Raw genomic sequence first — 22,202 nt, 5'->3', positions numbered from 1 at the left:
GTAGGAGTCGGCGGGCCGCCCGCCGTGACCCGGGCCACGAGTCGCGCCGTCCTCGCCCCTCGCCCCTCGCGTCCCGGCGATCCGGTTCGGTCGGGTCGACGCCCTGGCGGGCTTCCTGGTTGCGCGGCAGCCGTCCTCCTGCCCGCCGGGGGAGTCGCGGTGGCCGCCGCAGGCCCGAACCCGGCCGCCCCGTACAGCAACCCGTGGTCCTCGCGCGCGGGTCGGTCGCCGAGTGCGGCGGAGCGGATCAGTCGGCGGACTGGAGGGGGTGCGAAGGCCAGTCCAGCAGGCGCGCCCCGAGCGCGGCGGTCTGCAGGATGTACCGCTGGTCGGGGTCGGTGGGGTCATGGCCGGTGAGCTGCCGGATGCGGCTGAGCCGGTAGGCGATCGTACGTACGCTCATCCCCAGCCGGCGTGCGGTGGCGGTGTTCAGGCAACCGCTGGCGAAGTAGGCGGTGAGCGTGTCCAGCAGCGGCTGTGGACCTCCGCGCGCTTGCTCCAGCCCGCCGAGGACCGTGGCCACGAGGTCGGTGATGGCCGCGCGGTCCCGGCCGAGGACCTGGAAGACCAGAACGTCCGAGGCGTGCACGACCCGGGCGGGCAAGCTGAGCTGGACAGCGAGGTCGAGGGTGCTGCGCGCTTCCTGGTGGGAGCGGACGATGCCGCCGGGACCGCGCCTTGGCCGGCTGATGGCCACCTGGTACTGGTCGCCGACCGCGTTGCCCACGGCGGTGGCGAAGGCTTCGCAGACGTCCGTTCCCTCTCCGGAGGACACGCACACCAGGAGGCCGTCCTTGGTGGTGGTCAGGACGTCGCGGACGCTGAACCGGGTAATCAGCGCCTCCTCGACGTAGCGGGTGGCGGGGTCGCCCGCTCCGAAGAGGTTCGCGGCGCGGGCGACGGCGACGGTATGCGGTCCGAGCAGCCGGAGCCCGAATCGCTCGGCCCGCTCCGCCAGCCGACCGAGGTTGGTGCGCCCCTCCAGAAGGTCGTCGACGAACTCCCGCCGCGTCGCCTCCTCCCCGCGGATCGCTGCCCGGAAGGCCGTCTCGTACCCCTCGGTCAGCGCCACCGTCGCATCGGCGACCGCCCGCAGGTGGGCGGACGCCACAGCCGCCAGGCCCTCCACGCTCTCCTCCCGGCACGCATCGGGCAAATCCGCCCACACGCGGCAGGCGGAGTCGAGATACTCGGTGATCAGAGCCGTGAGGGGGGCGCCACGGCCGGCCGCGGCGGCGGCCACCTCCCGCAGGCTTCCGAGGTCGCCCGCACCCCACCGCCCTTTGCCGGCGGAGATCTCGGCGAGCTGCCTCAGACAGGGATCCAGGGCTTTCGCCGCCGCGGACTCCCTGCCGGACGATCCCGCTGTGACCGCCACCGCGGGATCGGCCGCCGCGCCAGGTGCGTTCGGGCCCTGCTGCCCACTTGCCATACGGTCATTTTGCCGGAGGTCGGCAAGGAACAGCCAGACGAGACGGCATTGTCTGGGCCGCGTCCGGCAGGCGTCCGGCGCGGCGGCCAGGGTAATCCGTGAGTAAAACGCTCAGCTGAGACGCTCGACAGCGAACAAGGGGGTACGCCCTGTGCCCCGAATCCGTCCCCCAGCCCTGTTCCGGAGGCCCGCCCATTTCCTCCTGGTGGCTCTCGCCTGTCTGCTCGCCGCTCCCACCGTCGGTGCGGCGCGGACACCGACCGTGCCCGTCACGCAGGTGGACGGGACGGGCAAAGCCCTGGCCCGAGCCCGGCACGGACAGCATCTCTTCAGGCTTCGAGGTGGTTGGCATGAACCCCGAGATGGACGAGGCACGCATCCTCGCGCAACTCGAACGACGTCTTGCTCAGGACGATCCCGCCCTGGCCGCGACCCTGGATGCGCTCAACCAGCAGTTCGTGGACGAACCGACAGCAGAACCCGCTGCCGTCCCTGAGGGAGCTGACGTCCCTGAGGGAAGGGAGAAACAGCGCGACCGGTGGCGTGTCGCTGTCACGGCGTTCACCATCATCGCCTTCCTGGGACTCTTCCTCACCGCTGTGCTGAACAGTCCGAGTCAGGACACGGGGCCACCGCGCGGCCCCGGTGCGGGCGTCTCCACCCAGAGCGAGCGCCGCTTCCCGGCAAGAACACCGCCACGGCAACGCCTCCCGCGCCGCGGCCCCCAGCTTCTGCCCACCGACCCACCGACGGCCTGTCCAAGGGGTACCCGTGCGCGCACGTGATCTCGCAGAGCCCTACGTCTCGGTAGCCAAGGACGCCGACGCCATCGAGGCCGTACGCCTGATCGTCGAGCAGCGTCTGCCCGGACTGCTGGTGACGGATTCCGAAGGGCAGCCGTACGCGGCGCTTCCCGCCCACGACGTGGTCAGGACACTGGTTCCCGGCTACGTCCAGGAAGACCGTGGACTGGCCCGTGTCATCGACGAACCGCACGCCGATCGCCTCTGCCGCGCCCTCCAGGGACGTACGGTCGCCGACTGCCTTCCCGTAGGACGACCGTTCCTGCCGACCGCCGATTCCGACTGGACAGCCGTCGAGGTCGCCGAGCTCATGGCCCGCACCCGGAGCCCGCTCATCGCCGTGGTCGAACGGACCGGCCACGGTTCAGGTCGACTCGTCGGCGTGATCACGGCCGCGGGCCTGCTGGAACGTCTGCTCCAGGTCGCGCACATGCCGACCTGAGGCCTCGGAGGTCCGCGTCCGAAAGGCACCGACCGCATGCGCCACCGCACCAACAGCACCCGCACCTTCCTCGGCCGTCTCCCTCTGCCGGAGCGCACGTTCGTGGGGAACGCTCTGCGCACGGAGACCGTCGGCGGCATCGTGCTCCTCGCCGCCGCAGCGGTGGCACTGGTGTGGGCGAACACGCCGCTGAGGACGTCCTACGAGCAGATACGGGACTTCCACTTCGGTATCGAGGCCCTGGGCCTGGACCTCTCCGTCGCCCACTGGACGGCGGACGGACTGCTCGCGATCTTCTTCTTCGTCGCCGGCGCGGAACTGAAACGCGAGCTGGTGGTCGGAGAGCTACGTGAACCCAGGGCGGCGACCGTGCCCGTGGTCGCGGCGTTCAGCGGCATGGCGGTCCCCGCGCTCGTCTACGGCATCGTCGCGACGTCCATGGGAGGGACCTGGAACGGGTGGGCCGTGCCCATGGCCACCGACATCGCCTTCGCCCTGGGCGTGCTCGCGGTGATCGACACCCATCTGCCCTCCGCACTGCGCGCCTTCTTGCTGACCCTGGCGGTCGTCGACGACTTGGGCGCCGTCATCGTCATCGCACTCTTCTACACCTCCACGATCCACGTGCCCGCCCTCATCGGCGCGATCCTCGGGCTCGGCCTGTTCTTCCACCTGCACGACCAGAGGCGGGTGCACGGCTGGTACTGGTACATCCCGCTGGCCCTGGTGATCTGGGGCCTGACCTACACCAGCGGCATCCACGCCACCGTGGCCGGAGTCGCCATGGGGCTGCTGCTGCGCGTGGCGAAGGACGGAGAGGCAGGCCGCCGACCGGCCGAGCAGATCGCCCACCTGGTCCGGCCGATCTCGGCAGGGGTGGCCGTTCCGCTGTTCGCCCTGTTCGCAGCCGGGGTGAGCGTGTCGGGCGACACGCTGAAAGCCGTGGTCACCAGCCCGGAGCCTCTCGGTGTGGCTCTGGGCCTGGCAGCGGGAAAGGCCCTGGGCGTCTTCGGCGGCACCTACCTGGCCATCCGTTTCACTCGTGCCCGGCTCAGCCCGGACCTCGCGTTGCCGGACGTGTTCGCCGTGGCCGTACTGGCCGGAATCGGCTTCACCGTCTCGCTGCTCATCGGTGAGCTGTCCTACCCGAGCCCGACGGACCAGGAGCACATCAAGGCCGCCGTCCTGCTCGGATCACTGACCGCCGCGCTGCTGTCGTGCGTCCTGCTGCGACTGCGGAACAACCAGTACAGACGGCTGTACGAGGCGGAGACCGCCGACGTGGATGCCGACGGCATCCCCGACATCTACCAGTCCGGCGACGCAAGGGGAGCGCAGCACGACCCCGCCGCGAAACGCCCGCACGACCGGCCGTACCGAAGCGGTGGCCCCGACGGCCGGTCCGACGCCGGCGGATGACTCACTCGGCTGGTGGTCGACTTCGGCACGGTCGGGGGCGTGCCGGGGAAGATCGAGGGCATCGCGCGCGTGGGCCACGACACGCTCGCCCTGGTCAACGACAACGACTTCGGCATGGCGGACGGCGCCGAGGCGTTCGACGCGGAGGGCCGGCTGGTCGACAGCGGCGTCGAGACGACGATCACGTACGTGCGCGTGCCGCGCGGTGTCTGAGGTTCCGCCTCGGAGGGCCGGGACGCGTCGCACGACGCGTCCCGGCCCTTTCCGGTCCCCGGAGATCGACCGCCGGGCGGCTCAGCGAGCGCCGAGGAGGTGGTCCATGGCCAGCTGGTCCAGACGCTCGAAGGCCATGCCGCGGGCCGCGGCGGCGTCGACGTCGAACTCCTCGAACGCCGACCGGTCGGCGAGCAGTGCCTCCAGGCCGTCGGCGGCGGTGGGCTGCGCCAGCTGGTCCAGGCGGGCCGCGCGCAGCGCCTCCTGCACCTCGGGGTCGGCGCGGAAGGCGGTGGCGCGCTCCTTGAGGATCAGGTAGTTGCGCATGCAGCCGGCCGCCGAGGCCCACACGCCGTCGAAGTCCTCGGTGCGCGGCGGCTTGAAGTCGAAGTGCCGCGGCCCGGCGTATCCGGCGGACTCCAGCAGGTCGACCAGCCAGAACGCGGCGCGCAGATCACCGGCGCCGAAGCGCAGGTCCTGGTCGTACTTGATGCCGTTCTGGCCGTTGAGGTCGATGTGGAACAGCTTGCCCGCCCACAGGGCCTGCGCGATGCCGTGCGGGAAGTTCAGGCCGGCCATCTGCTCGTGCCCGACCTCGGGGTTGACACCGAACAGCTCGGGACGCTCCAGCTTCTCGATGAACGCCAGCGCGTGTCCGACGGTCGGCAGCAGGATGTCGCCGCGCGGCTCGTTCGGCTTGGGCTCGATCGCGAACCTCAGGTCGTAGCCCTGGCCCGTGACGTAGTCGGCGAGCAGGTCGAAGGCCTCCTTCATGCGGTCCAGGGCGGCGCGCACGTCCTTGGCGGCACCTGACTCGGCGCCTTCCCGCCCGCCCCACGCCACGTAGGTCTCGGCGCCCAGCTCGACCGCGAGGTCGATGTTGCGGATGGTCTTGCGCAGCGCGTAGCGGCGCACGTCGCGGTCGTTGGCGGTGAACGCGCCGTCTTTGAACACCGGGTGGGTGAACAGGTTGGTGGTGGCCATCGGCACGCGCATGCCGGTCGCGTCGAGCGCCTGGCGGAACCGCTTGACGATGCCCTCGCGCTCGGCGTCCGAGGAGCCGAAGGGGATCAGGTCGTCGTCGTGGAAGGTCACGCCGTAGGCGCCCAGCTCGGACAGGCGCTGCACCGACTCGACCGGGTCGAGGGCGGCACGGGTGGCGTCGCCGAAGGGGTCCCGTCCCTGCCAGCCGACGGTCCACAGACCGAAGGTGAACCTGTCGTCGGGGGTGGGCTGGTAGCTCATGCCGCGGCTCCTTGCTCGCTGAGACTATTTCGTCATGGCGCTTTACAAATTAGTATGCGGACGCACCTCTGGGAAGGGACAAGATGTCCCCGAGGGGCGGCGCCGGGGTCGAAATCGGCCCGGACGCCCGCAAAACCCCAGGTCAGAATCCCGCTGAGCCGCGGAAAAAGGGAGAAACCCGATGTCAGCAGCCGAGGGTCCGCTCGTCGTCGGCGTGGACACGTCCACCCAGTCCACCAAGGCGCTGGTCGTCGACGTGGCCACCGGCCGGGTCGTCGCGAGTGGCCAGGCGCCGCACACCGTGACCTCCGGCGCGGGCCGCGAGAGCGATCCGCGCCAGTGGTGGGACGCCCTGTGCGAGGCACTGCGCCAGTGCGGCGACGCGGCGCACGAGGCCGCCGCGGTGTCGATCGGCGGCCAGCAGCACGGCCTCGTCACCCTGGACGAGCGGGGCGAGCCGGTGCGCCCCGCCCTGCTGTGGAACGACGTGCGCTCCGCGCCCCAGGCCCGCCGCCTGACGGAGGAGCTGGGCGGCGCGAAGTCCTGGGCGGAGCGGACCGGCTCGGTGCCGGCCGCCTCGTTCACGGTCACGAAGTGGGCGTGGCTCGCCGAGCACGAGCCGGACGCGGTCCGCGCGACCAGGGCGGTACGGCTGCCCCACGACTACCTGACCGAGCGGCTCACGGGGCAGGGCACCACCGACCGCGGCGACGTCTCCGGCACGGGCTGGTGGGCGTCCGGCACGGAGACCTACGACGAGGAGATCCTCGCGCACGTCGGCCTCGACCCCGCCCTGCTGCCCCGCGTGGTGCGGCCCGGCGAGGTGGCCGGCACCGTGCGCGACAGCCATGACCTGCCGTTCTCCAAGGGCACGTTGGTCGCCTGCGGCACCGGCGACAACGCGGCTGCCGCGCTGGGCCTCGGGGTGCGCCCCGGCACGCCGGTGATGAGCCTCGGGACGTCCGGCACGGTGTACGCCGTGTCGCGGCACCGGCCCGCCGACCCGACCGGCACCGTGGCCGGTTTCGCCGACGCGCGCGGGGACTGGCTGCCGCTGGCCTGCACGCTCAACTGCACGCTCGCCGTCGACCGGATCGCCGGCCTGCTGGGCCTGGACCGCGAGGCCGTCGAGCCGGGCACCTCGGTGACGCTGCTGCCCTACCTGGACGGCGAGCGCACCCCCAACCTGCCGAACTCCTCCGGTCTGCTGCACGGACTGCGGCACGACACGAGCGCCGGCCAGCTCCTCCAGGCCGCGTACGACGGCGCGGTGCACTCGCTACTGGGCGCCCTCGACCTCGTCCTCGACGCGGACGCGGACCCGTCGGCCCCGCTGTTGCTGATCGGCGGGGGCGCCCGCGGCACCGCCTGGCAGCAGACGGTACGGCGGCTGTCGGGCCGCCCGGTGCAGATCCCCGAGGCCAAGGAGCTGGTCGCGCTCGGCGCCGCCGCACAGGCCGCCGGCCTGCTGACCGGCGAGGACCCGGCCGCCGTCGCCCGGCGCTGGAACACGGCCGCCGGGCCGGTGCTCGACGCCGTGGAGCGGGACGAGGCGACGCTCGCCAGGATCGCCGGGGTACTCTCCGACGCGGCCCCGCTGCTGGAGCGGCGCACGGACTGAGGACTGACCCAGGCATGACCGCACCGCTGCACGAGGCCCATCCCGCCGGTCCCGGACGCCGGACCCCGGACACCCAGCAGGGCATGCGCCGCCGCAATCTCGCCCGGGTGCTGCACACCGTCAGCGCCGAGGGGCCGCTGTCGCGCGCCGCCGTCGCCTCGCGCATCGGGCTGACCCGTGCGGCGGTGTCGACCCTCGTGGACGAGCTGATCCGCTCGGGGCTGCTGGAGGAGCTGGGCCCCGAGCGGCCGGGCCGGGTCGGCCGCCCCGGGTCGGCCCTGGCGGTCAGCGGGCGGGGCCCGGCCGGGATCGGTGCCGAGGTGGGTGTCGACCACCTCGCGGTCTGCGCGGTCGACCTGCGCGGGCACATACGCGCGCGTGCCGTGCGCCACGGCGCGAACCGCGGCCGGGCACCGGAACCGGTCGTCGCGGAACTCACCGAACTGGTGGACCGGGTCGTCGCACAGGCGGAGGGCGAGGGCCTGTGGCCGGCCGGGCTCGCCGTCGCCGTACCGGGCCTGGTGGCGCGCGACGCCCGGACCGTCGTCCGCGCCCCGAACCTCGACTGGCACGACACGGACCTCGGCGCCCTGCTGCCCACCGCATACCCGCTGACCGTGGGCAACGAGGCCAACTTCGGCGCGCTCGCCGAGCTCTGGCTCGGGGAGGGCACCCCGCGGGACTTCCTGCACGTGTCGGCCGAGATCGGCATCGGTGGCGCGGTGGTCGTGGACGGGCGGCCACTGAGCGGCACACGCGGTTTCGCGGGCGAACTCGGCCATGTGCCCGTCCGGCCCGACGGCCCGGCGTGCCCGTGCGGCGGGCGGGGCTGCCTGGAGCAGTACGCCGGTGAGGAGGCGGTGCTGCGCGCCGCCGGACTGGAGCCCGGCGAGGACCGAGTCGGGCTGCTCGCCGACCGTGCCGCGACGGGCGACGCGGACGTACGCCGTGCCCTGCGCGAGGCCGGCACGGCGCTCGGCATCGCGCTCACGGGAGCGGTCAACCTGCTCGATCCGCAGGGCGTGGTGCTGGGCGGCGCGCTGGCGGAACTCGCGCCCTGGCTGCTGCCGTCGCTGCGGGAGGAACTGGCGCGGCGCACGGCGGGACCGGCCTGCCCGGTCGCCGTGTCCCGGCTCGGCTCGGAAGGGCCGCTGCTGGGCGCGGCGCACTCCGTGGTGCGGGCGGTGCTCGACGATCCGGCGGCGGCGGCGAAACACGGCTGATCAGCCGCTTGCTCCGGCCCGGTCCACAGCTCAACCACCCCATCGGGTGAGGGAGTTGTCCACAATGGGGCGGCCGTCCACGGCTGGGAGCCGCCCACTTCTGCGCGACCGACGGGCGCCGTAACGTGATTCCCGCGAGGCGCGGCCCGCCGACCCCGGCGGCTGCCTCGACGCCCTCTCCCACCGGCCCCGGCAGAACGGAACCGCGCACCGATGAGCGATCCCCGCATCCTGACCGTGCGGCCCGGACCCGGCGACTTCGCCTGGACGTTCGGCGGCGCACCGCCCGTGGCACGCATCGCGCCCGGCACCGTCCTCGACCTGTACACGGAGGACTGCCAACCTGGAGGTCCGCTCGGCCCTGGTGCCCGACGCCCACGGCGGCAACATGGACACCCCGGAGATGCGGGCCGGCGTCACCTGCTACCTCGGGGTGAACGTCGAGGGCGCGCTGCTGAGCCTCGGCGACGGGCACGCCCGGCAGGGTGAGGGAGAGGCCTGCGGGGTCGCCGTCGAGTGCGCGATGAACACGGTCGTGATCGTCGAACTGCTCCAGGGCGTGGCCACGCCCTGGCCGCGCATCGAGTCGGACACGCACATCATCTCGACGGGATCGGCGCGCCCGCTGGAGGACGCCTTCCGCATGTCGCAGCTCGACCTGGTGCGGTGGCTGGTGCGGGACTACGGGTTCGGGGAGCTGGACGCCTACCAGTTCGCGACGCAGACCGTGGAGTCGCCGCTGGCCAACGTGTGCGACACGAACTACACGTGCGTGGCCAAGCTCCGCAAGGAATGGCTCCCCGCGCGCGAGACGCACCGGGGCCTGCACGCGCAACTGCGCGCGAGGGCAGCGGCGTTCGGCGGCTGAGCCCTCCTCGTCTCCGGCGCACCTCACGCCACGGGGCCGAGCACGGGCGGACACCGGGCAAGGGGCGTCCACCGGCGGAGGCGGAGCAGCGGGCAGGCGGGAGGAGGTGCACAAGCACGGGACCAGCCGTTCGGGTGACACCTGTCCAAAGCATTGTCCGCACGGACACCCGGAGCAACCATGTCCCATACCGCACGACCTTCCGGGAGGCCGAGTTGACCGATCCTTGGGTGGCTCTGGAGCCGGGAGCCGACCCTGCCGAGCGCACGCGGACGCTGCGGCGCGCGCACGAGAGGTTCACCGAGGCGGGCACGGTGCCGCGGCCGGTCCGTGACGTCGTCGCCGACTCGTGGCGGCGCTCCGCCCGCGCCGGCGTGGGGCCGGACGGCACCGCCAGCGTGGAGCTCACGGACGGGGACCTCGGCGCGTACCGCGCGGAACATCCGCTCGCCCGCGTGATGCCGCTGGTGCGGGAGCTGATGGGCACGTTCGCCGCCGACGGCGAGCACCTGCTCGCGGTGTGCGACGCGCACGGCAGACTGCTCTGGGTCGAGGGCCATCCGGCCACCCGGCGGCGCGCGGACGGCATGAACTTCGTGCCGGGCGCGCGCTGGTCGGAAACGGCAGTCGGAACGAACGCGCCGGGTACGGCCGTCGCCGTGGACCGGCCGGTGCAGGTGTTCACGGCCGAGCACTTCATCCGGCAGGTGCAGCCGTGGACGTGCGCTGCGGCCCCGGTGCACGATCCGCGCACCGGGCGGGTGCTCGGTGCCGTGGACATCACCGGCGGTGACGGCCTGGCACACCCGCACAGCCTGGGCTTCGTGCAGGCGGTCGCACGGGCCGCCGAGTCCCAGCTCGCGCTGCTCGCCCCGGAGCGGCCCTCCGCCGACACACCCGAACTGACCGCGCTGGGCCGCGACGAGGCGCTGCTGGCCGCCGACGGGCGCAGGATCAGGCTCAGCCGCCGGCACAGCGAGATCCTGGTGCTGCTCACTCGGCATCCGGAGGGCCTCACCGGCGACGAGTTGCTGTGCGCGCTGTACGAGGACGAGTCGGTGACGCCGGTGACGCTGCGGGCCGAGCTGGCCCGGCTGCGCCGGATCCTCGGTCCCGGGCTGCTGGCCTCGCGGCCCTACCGGCTGACGGTGCCCGTCGAGTCCGACGTCGCGGTGGTGGAGCGGCGCCTGGAGACGGGGGCGGTCACGGGGGCCGCGGCGGCGTACGCCGGTCCGCTGCTGCCCGGGTCGCAGGCACCGGCGGTGGTGCGGCTGCGGCACCGTCTCGCCGACGGACTGCGCACGGCGCTGATAGCCCGCCGCGACCCGGACCTGCTGGCGGACTGGGCGCACGCGCCGTGGGGCGAGGACGACCTGGAGGTGTGGCACGCGCTCGCGGCGGTCCGGCCGACGGCGCCGGTACGGTCCCGGCTCGCGGCCCTGGAGGCCGAGCTGGCAGCTCCCCCGACGTGGCCCGGCCTCGCGGGGTACCGCTGAGAGGCGCTGCCAGGAGGACGCCGACCCGGCCGCCCCCGCCGCGTGACGTCGCTGCAACGTCGGTGCAACGTCCCGTTCCCTACCGTCGCCGACGAGAGCTGCCCAACGGCGGGCAGCGCATCGTGCGGAGGCAGACCAGCATGACTCGTTACGCGGCGCCCGGCAGCGAGGGCGCGATCGTCTCCTACCAGGCGCGCTACGACCACTTCATCGGCGGGGAGTACGTGCCGCCGGCCCGGGGGCAGTACTTCGAGAACCCGTCGCCGGTGAACGGGCAGCCGTTCACCGAAGTCGCGCGCGGCACCGCGGAGGACGTGGAGCGGGCTCTCGACGCGGCGCACGCGGCCGCTCCGGCGTGGGGCCGCACGTCGGTGACCGAGCGCTCCGCCGTCCTGCTCAGGATCGCGGACCGCATGGAGGCCAACCTGGAGAAGCTCGCCGTCGCGGAGAGCTGGGAGAACGGCAAGCCGGTGCGTGAGACGCTGGCGGCCGACATCCCGCTGGCCATCGACCACTTCCGCTACTTCGCGGGCGCGATCCGCGCGCAGGAGGGCTCGCTCGGCGAGGTCGACGACGACACGGTGGCGTACCACTTCCACGAGCCGCTGGGTGTGGTCGCGCAGATCATCCCGTGGAACTTCCCGCTGCTGATGGCGACATGGAAGCTCGCGCCGGCGCTGGCCGCGGGCAACGCGGTCGTCATCAAGCCGGCCGAGCAGACCCCGGCCTCCATCCACTACTGGATGAGCCTGATCGCCGACCTGCTGCCGCCGGGGGTCGTGAACATCGTCAACGGCTTCGGCGCGGAGGCCGGCAAGCCGCTGGCGTCGAGCCCGCGGGTCGCGAAGGTCGCCTTCACCGGGGAGACCACGACGGGGCGGCTGATCATGCAGTACGCCTCGGAGAACATCAAGCCGGTCACCCTGGAGCTCGGCGGCAAGTCGCCGAACATCTTCTTCGACGACGTCTGGGCGCAGGACGACGACTTCCGGGACAAGGCGCTCGAGGGCTTCACGATGTTCGCGCTGAATCAGGGCGAGGTGTGCACGTGCCCGTCCCGGGCGCTGGTCCAGCGCGGCAACTACGCGGAGTTCCTGGAGGCGGCGGTCGCCCGCACGGAGCAGATCAAGCCGGGTCATCCCCTCGACACCGACACGATGATCGGCGCGCAGGCCTCCAACGACCAGCTGGAGAAGATCCTGTCCTACCTGGACATCGGCCGCCAGGAGGGCGCCCGGGTCCTGACCGGCGGTGAACGCGTCGAGTACGACGGGGAGTTGAAGGGCGGCTACTACGTCCAGCCGACGATCTTCGAGGGCGACAACCGTATGCGGATCTTCCAGGAGGAGATCTTCGGCCCGGTCGTGTCCGTGACGTCGTTCGACAACTTCGACGACGCCATCAAGATCGCCAACGACACGCTGTACGGCCTCGGCGCCGGGGTGTGGACGCGGGACATCAACACGGCGTACCGCGCGGGCCGGGCGATCCAGGCGGGCCGCGTCTGGACGAACTGCTACCACGCCTACCCGGCCCACGCGGCCTTCGGCGGCTACAAGCAGTCGGGCATCGGCCGCGAGACGCACAAGATGATGCTGGAGCACTACCAGCAGACCAAGAACCTTCTCGTGTCCTACTCGCCGAAGAAGCTCGGATTCTTCTAGAGGCGCGAGGAAAGGCGCCTGACCTGGAGTCTTCCCTGTCAGGCGCCTTCCGTCGGAACCCCCTGGAGCGGAGCCCGGTTCACTCGTGAGTCCCGGTTCCTCCCGCCGCGCCCCGACCCCGACCGGGCCTTCCGGACGTGAGGGCGGGTGCCGGGTCGCGTCCTGACGTGCGGCCGTGCGGCGGGTTCACCCCGGCGTCGGCTGCTCCGCCGCCGCCAGTGCCGTCGCCGGGTCCTGGGACGCGGCGCCCGCCGGCACCCATCGGCCGTCCTCCTCCCGGTACGGCCACCAGCGACCGTCCCGGCCGAGCCGCAGTTGCAGGGCGGAGCCGGCGACGGTCCACCGGTTGGCCCGGGCGTGCAGCGGCGGCCGCTCGTCCTCGTCCCAGGCCGCGTCCAGCGCGGCACGCGCGCGTGCGAGGGCCTCGCCCTCCACCGGCCACGCGTCCTCCAGCACGGACAGCGCGGTCACGCCACCTTGCCGCCACGCGCGTGCCGCCAGTGCCAGGCTGTCCCGGTCCCGCCCGTCGGCGAGCCGGTCCCGCACGGCCTCGTCGGGGTCGCCCGCGGCCAGGCGCGCCGCGTCCTGCGCGACTGTCAGCTCGGCCGCCGGTTCCCGCAGTTCGTGCCCGGCGCGCAGCGCGTCCGCGAGGAGGCGGTGGGCCTCAGCGGCCGTCCGGGCGGCCAGGTACTCCAGTGCGGCCGGATCGACACCGGGCGCGGGTGCCGCCTCGGTGTCGAGGGACGGCGGCACGCCGGGGGCCTGGGGAACCTCCGGCAGCGCGGGCAGCGGCGGCAGGACACCGCCCGTCGCGTAGGCCTCCGCCGCGTCGACTCCGTCCGGCCGGGCCGGCTCCCCGGAGGGCGTGCCGCTGCGGGCCTGGAGATCGTCCATGACGTCCTGTTCGCCGCGTCCGCGCATCAGCAGCAGCACGAACGGGTCCTGGTCCATCAGCCGGGCCATCTGGTAGCTGAGCGCGGCAGTGTGGGCGCAGTGGTCCCAGGCGCCGCACTCGCACTCCGGCTCCAGGTCGCCCAGGCCCGGCAGCAACTCCACGCCGGCGTGCGCCGCGTCCTCGACCAGGTGGGGCGGCATCTCCCGCTCCAGCAGCGCCGCGACGTGCCCGGCCCGCTCGACGGCCATGTCCAGGAGGCACTCCCACTGTTCGCCGGAGAGCTGCTCCAGCAGGACGTCGGCCCGGTGCGCCGTGCGGTCGCGGTCCTGGACGAGGGCCGTGATGCGGCCCGGCCGCACCGACACCGCGCCCACGGCACCCGCGCGTGCGAGCCGGCGTCCCGCCTTCAGCTGCGCCGAGTCCAGCGCCGTGTCCTCCAGGGCCTTCAGCCAGGCATGGCCCCACCACGTCTGCGCGAAACCCCTCCCGGGCGCGGGAGGCAGCGCCGCGAACGTGCGTTCCGTGTGACCGTCGTACGCGCTCATCGCGTGCCCCCTCGCAGCTCCACCAGATCGGCCAGTTCGGCGTCGGACAGCTCGGTGAGCGCCGACTCGCCCGCGCCGAGCACCGCGTCGGCCAGTTCCTTCTTGCGGCTCAGCATGTCCGCGATGCGGTCCTCGATGGTCCCCTCGGCGATCAGCCGGTGCACCTGCACCGGCCGTGTCTGCCCGATGCGGTACGCGCGGTCGGTGGCCTGTGCCTCGACGGCGGGGTTCCACCAGCGGTCGTAGTGCACGACGTGTTCGGCACGCGTCAGGTTCAGGCCGGTGCCCGCCGCCTTCAACGACAGCAGGAAAACCGGGACTTCGCCCTCCTGGAAGCGGCGCACCATTGCTTCGCGGCCGGCGACGGGCGTCCCGCCGTGCAGGAACTGCGAGCGCACCCCGCGTGCCGCCAGGTGCTGTTCCAGCAGACGCGCCATCTGCACGTACTGCGTGAAGACGAGGACGGCCGCGTCCTCGGCGAGGATGGTGTCGAGCAGTTCGTCGAGGAGCTCCAGCTTCCCGGAGCGCCCCACGATCCTGGGCCGCTCTTCCTTGAGGAACTGCGCCGGGTGGTTGCAGATCTGCTTCAGCCCGGTCAGCAGCTTCACGACCAGCCCGCGCCGGGCCATGCTGTCGGCCCCGGAGATCTCGGCGAGCGCCTCGCGCACCACGGCCTCGTACAGGCCCGCCTGCTCCTGGGTGAGCGACACCGGGTGGTCCGTCTCGGTCTTCGGCGGCAGTTCCGGCGCGATGCCGGGGTCCGACTTGCGGCGCCTGAGCAGGAACGGCCGGACGAGCCGCGTGAGCCGTTCCGCGGCGGCCGGGTCCTGGCCGCCCTCGACGGTCTGGGCGTAGCGCGCGCGGAACGTGCTGAGTCGGCCGAGCAGACCCGGCGTCGTCCAGTCGAGGATCGCCCACAACTCCGAGAGGTTGTTCTCCACCGGGGTGCCGGTGAGCGCCACGCGTGCGCGTGCGCCGATGGTGCGCAACTGCCGTGCGGTCGCCGAGTAGGGGTTCTTCACGTGCTGAGCCTCGTCCGCGACGACCATGCCCCACGTCACCGTGGCCAGCCGTTCGGCGTCCAGCCGCATCGTGCCGTAGGTGGTGAGCACGAACTCGCCGTCCGCGAGGTCCTCCAGGCCGCGGCGCGTGCCGTGGAAGCGGCGCACGCGCGTGCCGGGCGCGAACCTCTCGATCTCCCGCTGCCAGTTGCCCATCAGGGACGTCGGGCACACCACGAGGGTGGGCCCGGCGGCCGACGGGTCGGTCTGCCGGTGCAGGTGCAGGGCGATGAGCGTGATGGTCTTGCCGAGCCCCATGTCGTCGGCGAGGCAGCAGCCCAGCCCCAGCGACGTCATACGGGCGAGCCAGTTCAGGCCCCGGCGCTGGTAGTCCCGCAGGGTGGCCGCGAGCGCGTCGGGCTGCGGGACGGGCTCCTGCCCTTCGGGTTCGGCGAGCCGCTCTCGCAGGGCGGCCAGCCATCCGGTGGGACGCACCTCCACGCGGCGGCCGTCGACCTCCGTCGAGCCCGTCAGGGCGGCGCCGAGCGCGTCGACGGGCGTGATCGGGCGGTCCTGCCGGGCGCGGGCCTGTCGCACCTCGTGCGGGTCGACCAGGACCCACTGGTCGCGCAGCCGCACCAGGGGGCGGCTGGCCTCGGCGAGCCGGTCCAGTTCCGCGCGCGTGAGCCGCCTGCCGCCCAGCGCGAAGCGCCAGTTGAAGGCGAGCAGCGCGTCGGCGGACAGGAACGACGGCAGGTCCGAGGTGGCCTTGCCCGGCTCCGCCTCATCGCCGGGCGGACCGACCTCGGCGCCCGCGGTGAACTCCCGGGCCAGGCCCTTCGGCCAGTGCACGTCGACTCCGGCGCCGGCCAGCGCGCGGGTGCCCACCGAGAGGAGCTCGGTGATCTCGTCGTCGGCGAGTTCGACGGCGTCGGGCACGGCGGCCGACAGCAGCGGCGTGAGCGGGGGCCAGGCCCGGGCGGCACGGCGCAGCGCCAGCAGGGTGTCGAGCCGGGCGCGTGAGCCGAACGCTTCGCCCGCGGCGCCGCGCCACACCTCGGCGGCATCCGCGACCAGCGCGGGATCGCTCACACTGTGCACCTGCGGCACGGCCCGGAACGTCACGGCCCGGTCGTCCGACGCAGCCACCTCCAGACCGGGCATCTCGACCCGCAGGGACAGCCGCACGCCCGCGTCGTGGCCTGCGGCCACCTCGGCGGCCCACGCGCGCTGGTCCGGCATGTGTTGCGGCTCGGGCGCCGCGTAGGCGGGGCCGCCCGTGACGAGAGGCGCGGCGGGGGAGCGGGGCAGCGCGTCGGCGACGGCGTCCAGGAAGGCGCGCAGCAGCGGCTCGGGGTCGGGCAGCAGAACGGGCCCGGCGCCGGCCACCGGCACGGCGTGCGCCTCGGGCGGCATCGAGGCGGCGAGCCCTCGCATCCGCTCGATGTCCTCGGCGTGCAGCGGGCCGGCACGCCAGGCGTCGTGGTCGGTGGGGGACAGGCCGGGCAGCAGCAGCCCGCGCGCCACGAGGTGCAGGGCGTGCACGGCGGCCGTGCCCCAGAACACGGCTGCCGCATGGCCCTCCCCGCCGGCACGCACGCGCGTGAGGACGGGCAGGGCCGCACGCACCGGCAGCACGACGGCGGACACGGTGACGACCTCGACGCCGTCACCGCCGGGCACGACGACGTCGAGGTCCTCGGCCGACCCGGCAGGGACGGCCTCGAACGCTTCGCCGTCGGGACGCCAGAAGGCGACCCGGCCCGTGCGGGCGGGATCACCGGGTACGAAGACGGCACAGCATCGGGCCAGTTCGGAGATCTCGGAGCGGGGTGCCACAGAAGACCGCTGCACAGTGATGGCGCATTCCTCAAATTTGACTAGTGGGCGGAGTCGCCGAGAGTACAGCACCGGTCGCCGTCGTCCCGCATGATTTAGGCGTGACGTGGGTCACTGGGCAGGTGTGTCCCCGAGGCCCGTCAGGGTCCGGCCTCAGGGACGGCTCAGGGTCACAGTCCGGAACCGCGCGGAGCGCGCGGCCGTTCTTGAGACTGAGAGCGGCAAAGGCCGCGAAGGAGGCGACGCCATGTCGAAGAACGCCAAGATCGCCGCGGGGGGTGTGGCGGCCGGGCTCATCCTGCTGATCTGGCTGCCCTGGTGGGCCGCGCTCCTGATCGTCCTGGGAGTCCCGGCCGCCGCGTATCTCGCACTCGACCCCTCGCAGCGGCGCAGGCTGCGCCGGATGAACCGCAAGGAGATAGGACGCTGAGGCCCTAACGCCGCGCCGCGCCGGGGCCGTCCAGGGCACAGGAGTTCACCACGTCGCCGTTCGCGGGCCTGCCGACCGTCCGGTCCGCGGGCGGCGGGGTGCCCCGCTCCACCCAGGCGGTCAGCGCGTCGAACGCCGACCGGTGGCAGGGCAGGATCGGCCGCAGCCGGTCGGGATACGTGTCGTACAGCCCGTCGACGTGCGTACCGCCCTCGATGCCGTAGTAGCGGTGCAGCCTCCCCCGCCCGCTCGCGTCGACCATGCGCGCGTACACGTCGGAGTCGGCGGCCTTGGGCAGCAGCGCGTCCATGTCGCCGTGCAGCGTGATCAGCGGCCTGCCGATGCGCCCCGTCAGCGCCACGCGGGACACGGCCCGGTGCACGGCGTCGGGACGCGACGCGTAGTCGTACGTCGCGTCGGAGGCGCACGGCGCGAGGATCTGCTCCACCGTGCCTCCGGCGGACGCACCGGGACACGCCGGGTCGTACCCCGGGTCGAACTCGGCGCGGTAGATCTTCTGGGTCAGACCCCAGTACGCCTTCTCGTGGTACGGCCACAGGAACTCCGAACCCCGCGCGAAGCCCGCCGCGTACAGGTCCTCGTCCCGCGCCGTGCCCTGCATCCGCGCCACCGTCGCCGGCAGCGACGTGAGCAGGTTGGGGCCGTCGGTGGTCCACAGGGCGCCCTCCCAGTCCACGCCGCCGTCGTACAGCTCCGGGTGGTTCTCCAACTGCCAGCGGGTGAGGTAGCCGCCGTTGGAGATACCGGTGATGTACGTCCGGCGCGGGGCGTGGCCGTAGCGCTGGGCCACCACCCGCCGGGCCGCCCGCGTGAGCTCGGTGGTGCGGGTGTTCCACTCGGCCACGGCGTCGCCGGGCCGGTCGCCGTCCCGGTAGAAGTCGGTCCCGCTGTTCCCCTTGTCCGTCGCGGCGTAGGCGTAGCCCCGCGCGAGCACCTGGTCGGAGATCGCCTTGTCCGTCGCGTACTGCTTGCGCGTGCCCGGTGCGCCGGTGACGACGAGACCGCCGTTCCAGCGCTCGGGCAGCCGGATCACGAACTGCGCGTCGTGCCGCCAGCCGTGCGTGGCGTTGAAGTGCGAGGTGTCGGGGAAGTAGCCGTCGAGCTGGATGCCCGGCACCCCGGAGGGAAGGCGCGTGCCGGCCGCCGTGAGGCCCGCCTGGTCGGCCGGGTCGGTGTAGGGCGTGCCGGCGAGCCCCGTGGTGGTCAGATCGGCCAGACAGGCGCTCCGCAGATGGGCGGCGCCCGGTACGCGCAGCCGCTCGTGCTGGGCGCAGGAGGTGTCGCCGGCGGGCACGGCAGCGGCGGGCGCCGGGCCGGTGAGAGCCGCCGCCGTGAGGACGGCGGCGACGAACGGAACACCTGGGGACAGACGCATCGGGGCCTCCGGAGCGGGACGGGACAGTCGGCGGGGCAGGCAGTGGAGCCGACGGCTGCCCATGGTGCGGGCCCTCCACCACCTCATCCATGGGTTGGGGCCACATGGAATCGCAGCACCGCATAGCGGCTGATCACAGCGAGCGAGGTGAACTCGACCGCGCAGGAAGGACGTCGAGGCGATCCGGGAGGGGCGGGAGGACCAAAATCGTTTGCGTCAGGCACCGGCGCGCGGCCAGCATGTCGGCCATGACGCATGGAAAGGGGGCCCAGCAGCTCCGCGGTGAGCGCTGATGGCCCGACACGAGGCGTCCCCGACGCCGCCCCGCCGGCCCGACACCCAGCCCGCGCCCCTGACGCCGGCCTGGCTGAGGGCCCACTTCGACCCCCTGCCCTTCCCGGCACGCATGAGTGCCCTGGCACGCTACGCGCGCACTCTCACCCCGCACGCCTACGAGACGCTGCGGCACGCCCTCGACGCCGGTGACGCCGGCGAGCGGCACACCGCCCTGTTCCTGGCCGTCGTACGGCGCGACCTCGACCGGGTGAGCCAGGCCCTCGACGACCCCCTCCTCGGCCGCCGCGCCCGCGCCGCCGCCATCCGCCTGCCCGTGCCCGAAACCGCCCTGGAAAGCCTTGCGTTGAGCGATGTCAGGGCGATCCGGCGCGACACCTACCGGCTCCTCGCACTCAGCCGCCGCGGGGAACTCGCGGCCCGGCTGCTGCCGACCGTCCACGAGCGGCACGGGCCGCGCGAAGCGGCTGCCCTCCTGCCCGCCTGCCCCGCGGAAACCGTGAGCGCCTGGCTGCCTCGCGTCGAACCGGGCCCCGGCACCCTCAACTCCCTGGCCCGCACCGCACCCCGCGCCGTCGCCCGCCTGCTGGCGGCGCAACGCGGACGACAGGGGCACCGGCAGGCGTACGGCTTCGTCAACCGGCATCGCGCCGTGGCGTCGTTCGCGGCCCGCCGCGACCCCGACGCGGCCCTCGTCCTGCTGGCCCGCGCTCCCGACCTCCTCACACCGCTCGGAGTCCGTGCGGTGCTGTACCGGCCCGCCGAGGCCCTCACCGTCCTGCGCGCGGCCCGGCCGGACGCCGAGGGACGCCGCCCGCAACGCTCCATCCCGGCCGGACCGTTGCCGCCCGCCCTGCGCCGCATCCTGCGCGGCCTGCCCGTTGAGGACCTCGTGGCGCTCGCCGGCTGCTGCCCGGCCACCGGAAGCCGGGAACGCGGCCCCCGGCGCCACGACGTGGCGCCCGACGGGCTCCTGCGGCTGCTGCCCCCGGCCGAGCGACGCCGCGTCGTCGCGGCCCGCGCGGAATCCGGCCGCGGGCTGCGTGGAGCACCGCTCACCACCTTCGCGGCGCTCGAACCCGACGACCGGGCGGCGCTGTTGCTGCCGCGCGTGGAGAAGTCGGCCCGCAGCCCGTGGGGCCGCGCGCGGCTGGCCGTGGCCCTGCCCCTGGCCGACGGAGAGCCACTGCTGCGTGACCTCGCGGACAACCACCGCGCGGACCACCGCGCCGTCGCCTGGCCCGCCCTGCTGGCCTGCGCGGAACTGGAAGGCGATCCCGAGCAGTTCGCCCGCGTCGCCCTCGACTGCGAGCGGGCCTGGCACGACCGGGACGAGGTGCGGGGCGCGGCCCTCCGCCAGCTCGCGGGCGTGACACCCCGCCTGCTCTCCGCCCTGCCCGACCGGGTGCTGCGCGACGCCGTCCTCACCACCGTCCAGTCCCGCGACTCGACCGCCGCCACCCTGGGCGCCGCGGAACGGTTGCTGTACCGCGTCGTCCAACGTGCCGTCGCGCAGGGCAGGGCGGAGCGCGCGGCGTACGCCGTCGGCCTGCTCGGCGAGTTCGTCGCCGAGCCTCGCCACACCTCCTCGCTGACCCCGCTGCGCGCGGGCGAGGAAGGTGCCCGGGCCGTCTGGGCGGCGTCGTCGCGAACCGGAACGGTACGCCGCCCGGCGACGGTGATCGCCCTCGCCGAACTGCTCGCACCGCACGTGGCCGCGCTGCCCGCCCTCGATGCCGAGGTCCGCGAAATCGCGGTCCGGGGCGAACACCCACGGCTCGTGGCCCGCGCCGCTGCGGCCTGGGTACAACCCGCCCACCTGCGTGAACAGCGCTGCGGCGACCTGCTCGCCCTGGACCCGTCCTTCGCGACCGTGCCCCTGATCCAGCGGACCGTCGCGACCCGCCGGACGGACCTGCTCGACCTCGTCATCGCCGCCGCCGAGGACGGGACGACGGGCAGGCTCCGAACCCGCACGGCCACGCCGTGGACACCACAGCTGTCCCCCCACGTCACGGGCCGCTGGCTGCCCGCCCAGGTCGAGGCGTGGCACACACACCACGCGCGCGTGGCAGGGGACGACACCGCGCCGCTGCACGTCCGCGCCCGTGCCGTGAAATTCCTCGGACACCCGGCACGGCTGGCGGCACTCGCGGACGAGGCGCCCCAGCCGGTCGCGGCGGCGGCTCTCGTGGCACTGGGCGAGAGCACCGGGCAGCCGGGCGCGGACGCCCCGGTCCTGCGTGACCTGCTGCTGCGCCACGCGGCGACCGGCGGTGTGCGCGGCCGGGCCGCCACGGCCGCGCTCCGGCGCCTGCTCGACCGGCTCCCGGACGGTGACGCCGTGCAGGTGCTGGGGTCCGTGGCGGCCACCGTGGACGCCCCGGTCGGTGGCCGCAAGGAAGCCGCCCGGGCGCTGGGCGCGCTGCCCGGAAAGGACGCCTTCGAGGCGCTCGTCACCGCCTGGGACAGACCGGGACAGCATCCCGACGTACGGGCCGCGCTGGCCGGGGCGCTCCTGCCCCGGATCGACCGCGCCGCCGTCGCCGACCGGCTCCTCGGCGCCGTCCACGAGCCGGCCGTCCGCGACACCGTCGTGCACGCACGCGTGCAGATGGTTTCCGACGCCGCCGCGATGGCGTACACGGGTTTCCTGACCCGGCTCGTCGAAGAGGGCGACGAGGACACCGTCGTCGCCGCGTGTGCGGTGCTGCCGTCCTGGTCGGCCGGCCAGGCCTCCGTGCTCGCCGGCCTCGTCACGGATGCGGGGCGCCCCCGCAAGGTGTGGCAGGCAGCCGCACGCGGGCTGCTCGGCACGCCGCCCGGACCGACCGCCGTCGACGCCTTCCGGACGCTCGCCGCACGCGCCCGGGACCCACGTGAGCGCGTCGACGCGCTGTGGCGGCTGCACGCGTGCGTGGACGCCCTCCACCCGCACCAGACGGTTCACACGGCGCCGCGAGTGGTGGAGGCACTGGTCGACGCCCTGGAAGAGGCCGGACTGCACGCCGACGCCGCGCGGCTCGGCTGGGACACGGCCCTGGACTCCGTACGGCACGGCGAACACGACCAGGTGCGGTGGGAGCGGCTGCTGCGGTTGTGCGAGACGGCGCCCGGCCGTCTGCCGGCGACGCAGCACGTGTCCGTGGACTTCCACCCCGCACACGTGCGTGCCGCCGCCCTCACGACGGCCCGCTTCCTGCGCGCCCGCGGCACCGGGGTGGCAGGCAGTCTCGCGCTGCGCCTGGTGCAGGGCGTCGGCCGCGCGGCCGACTGGGACGAGCCCTGGCGGGCCGAACTCGACGCGCTGCGCGCCTACCCGGACCCGGACACCGCGATGGAGGCGCTCCTCGTCGACCCCGACGGCGCCCGCTGA

14 protein-coding genes and 2 pseudogenes are annotated in these 22,202 nt (G+C 73.8%); 11 read left to right on the top strand and 5 right to left on the bottom strand.

Annotated elements, in window-relative coordinates; genetic code table 11:
- Positions 1-247 precede the first annotated feature (247 nt).
- Positions 248-1,432 (bottom strand): CdaR family transcriptional regulator, encoded by a 1,185-nt coding sequence (locus QC282_RS03070; protein ID WP_279547596.1) that lies wholly within the window; start codon positions 1,430-1,432, stop codon positions 248-250.
- A 350-nt stretch (positions 1,433-1,782) separates the two neighbouring features.
- Between QC282_RS03070 and QC282_RS03065 the strand changes: the two genes are divergently transcribed.
- The 4 genes and pseudogenes from QC282_RS03065 to QC282_RS03050 form a co-directional block, all read left to right on the top strand.
- Positions 1,783-2,217, top strand: a complete 435-nt coding sequence (locus tag QC282_RS03065) for a DUF3040 domain-containing protein (protein WP_279547595.1) — start codon at positions 1,783-1,785, stop codon at positions 2,215-2,217.
- A complete protein-coding gene (locus tag QC282_RS03060) occupies positions 2,204-2,677 on the top strand; it encodes a CBS domain-containing protein (RefSeq protein WP_279547594.1) in 474 nt (157 codons plus the stop codon). Before QC282_RS03065 ends, QC282_RS03060 begins: the two co-directional genes overlap by 14 nt.
- A gap of 36 nt (positions 2,678-2,713) precedes the next feature.
- On the top strand, positions 2,714-4,096 hold the full coding sequence (gene nhaA / locus QC282_RS03055) for a Na+/H+ antiporter NhaA (protein ID WP_279547593.1): 1,383 nt from the start codon (positions 2,714-2,716) through the stop codon (positions 4,094-4,096).
- Between the two features lie 6 nt (positions 4,097-4,102).
- A pseudogene (locus QC282_RS03050) lies at positions 4,103-4,309 on the top strand (esterase-like activity of phytase family protein); the annotation flags it as partial.
- Between the two features lie 81 nt (positions 4,310-4,390).
- Here the strand turns inward: QC282_RS03050 and xylA are convergent.
- The gene (gene xylA / locus QC282_RS03045) at positions 4,391-5,554 is read right to left on the bottom strand and encodes a xylose isomerase (protein WP_279547592.1); all 1,164 of its coding nucleotides are present in this window, start codon (positions 5,552-5,554) and stop codon (positions 4,391-4,393) included.
- Between the two features lie 181 nt (positions 5,555-5,735).
- On the opposite strand from xylA, the gene xylB reads away from it, so the two are divergent.
- From xylB to QC282_RS03020, 5 genes and pseudogenes are all read left to right on the top strand, one after another.
- Complete coding sequence (gene xylB / locus QC282_RS03040; RefSeq protein WP_279547591.1) at positions 5,736-7,175, top strand: xylulokinase; 1,440 nt, start codon at positions 5,736-5,738, stop codon at positions 7,173-7,175.
- 14 nt (positions 7,176-7,189) lie between these two features.
- Positions 7,190-8,398: an ROK family transcriptional regulator gene (locus QC282_RS03035; RefSeq protein WP_279547590.1), complete on the top strand. Its 1,209-nt coding sequence runs from the start codon at positions 7,190-7,192 to the stop codon at positions 8,396-8,398.
- Positions 8,399-8,611: 213 nt separating this feature from the next.
- Positions 8,612-9,266 (top strand): annotated as a pseudogene (locus QC282_RS03030) (acetamidase/formamidase family protein).
- A 215-nt stretch (positions 9,267-9,481) separates the two neighbouring features.
- Positions 9,482-10,762 (top strand): GAF domain-containing protein, encoded by a 1,281-nt coding sequence (locus QC282_RS03025; protein WP_279547589.1) that lies wholly within the window; start codon positions 9,482-9,484, stop codon positions 10,760-10,762.
- A 140-nt stretch (positions 10,763-10,902) separates the two neighbouring features.
- Entirely contained in the window at positions 10,903-12,426 is a 1,524-nt protein-coding gene (locus QC282_RS03020; protein ID WP_279547588.1) for an aldehyde dehydrogenase, read from the top strand.
- Positions 12,427-12,612: 186 nt separating this feature from the next.
- On the opposite strand, the gene QC282_RS03015 is transcribed toward QC282_RS03020, so the two are convergent.
- Positions 12,613-13,866, bottom strand: coding sequence for an SWF or SNF family helicase (locus QC282_RS03015; protein WP_279547587.1), 1,254 nt, complete (start codon positions 13,864-13,866; stop codon positions 12,613-12,615).
- On the bottom strand, positions 13,863-16,721 hold the full coding sequence (locus tag QC282_RS03010; protein ID WP_279547586.1) for a DEAD/DEAH box helicase: 2,859 nt from the start codon (positions 16,719-16,721) through the stop codon (positions 13,863-13,865). The genes QC282_RS03015 and QC282_RS03010 overlap by 4 nt, the downstream gene beginning before the upstream one ends.
- A 232-nt stretch (positions 16,722-16,953) precedes the next feature.
- Between QC282_RS03010 and QC282_RS03005 the strand changes: the two genes are divergently transcribed.
- The gene (locus tag QC282_RS03005) at positions 16,954-17,136 is read left to right on the top strand and encodes a hypothetical protein (protein WP_279547585.1); all 183 of its coding nucleotides are present in this window, start codon (positions 16,954-16,956) and stop codon (positions 17,134-17,136) included.
- A gap of 4 nt (positions 17,137-17,140) precedes the next feature.
- Here QC282_RS03005 and QC282_RS03000 read toward each other — a convergent pair whose 3' ends face one another.
- Positions 17,141-18,532 carry a tannase/feruloyl esterase family alpha/beta hydrolase gene (locus tag QC282_RS03000; RefSeq protein WP_279547584.1) on the bottom strand — a complete coding sequence of 464 codons (1,392 nt, stop codon included), beginning with the start codon at positions 18,530-18,532 and terminating at the stop codon, positions 17,141-17,143.
- Positions 18,533-18,824: 292 nt separating this feature from the next.
- Between QC282_RS03000 and QC282_RS02995 the strand changes: the two genes are divergently transcribed.
- Positions 18,825-22,202 carry a hypothetical protein gene (locus QC282_RS02995; protein WP_279547583.1) on the top strand — a complete coding sequence of 1,126 codons (3,378 nt, stop codon included), beginning with the start codon at positions 18,825-18,827 and terminating at the stop codon, positions 22,200-22,202.

Source organism: Streptomyces sp. DH24, from assembly GCF_029813775.1.
Lineage (GTDB): Bacteria > Actinomycetota > Actinomycetes > Streptomycetales > Streptomycetaceae > Streptomyces.
This window is presented reverse-complemented; position numbering and strand designations above follow the sequence as displayed.

Bases quoted from the DNA above. Each gene is read 5' to 3' on its own strand.
- QC282_RS03000 (WP_279547584.1), bottom strand. From the start codon at position 18,532: ATGCGTCTGTCCCCAGGTGTTCCGTTCGTCGCCGCCGTCCTCACGGCG.
- QC282_RS02995 (WP_279547583.1), top strand. From the start codon at position 18,825: ATGGCCCGACACGAGGCGTCCCCGACGCCGCCCCGCCGGCCCGACACC.
- QC282_RS03020 (WP_279547588.1), top strand. From the start codon at position 10,903: ATGACTCGTTACGCGGCGCCCGGCAGCGAGGGCGCGATCGTCTCCTAC.
- QC282_RS03070 (WP_279547596.1), bottom strand. From the start codon at position 1,432: ATGGCAAGTGGGCAGCAGGGCCCGAACGCACCTGGCGCGGCGGCCGAT.
- QC282_RS03005 (WP_279547585.1), top strand. From the start codon at position 16,954: ATGTCGAAGAACGCCAAGATCGCCGCGGGGGGTGTGGCGGCCGGGCTC.
- xylB (WP_279547591.1), top strand. From the start codon at position 5,736: ATGTCAGCAGCCGAGGGTCCGCTCGTCGTCGGCGTGGACACGTCCACC.
- xylA (WP_279547592.1), bottom strand. From the start codon at position 5,554: ATGAGCTACCAGCCCACCCCCGACGACAGGTTCACCTTCGGTCTGTGG.
- nhaA (WP_279547593.1), top strand. From the start codon at position 2,714: ATGCGCCACCGCACCAACAGCACCCGCACCTTCCTCGGCCGTCTCCCT.
- QC282_RS03035 (WP_279547590.1), top strand. From the start codon at position 7,190: ATGACCGCACCGCTGCACGAGGCCCATCCCGCCGGTCCCGGACGCCGG.
- QC282_RS03015 (WP_279547587.1), bottom strand. From the start codon at position 13,866: ATGAGCGCGTACGACGGTCACACGGAACGCACGTTCGCGGCGCTGCCT.
- QC282_RS03065 (WP_279547595.1), top strand. From the start codon at position 1,783: ATGAACCCCGAGATGGACGAGGCACGCATCCTCGCGCAACTCGAACGA.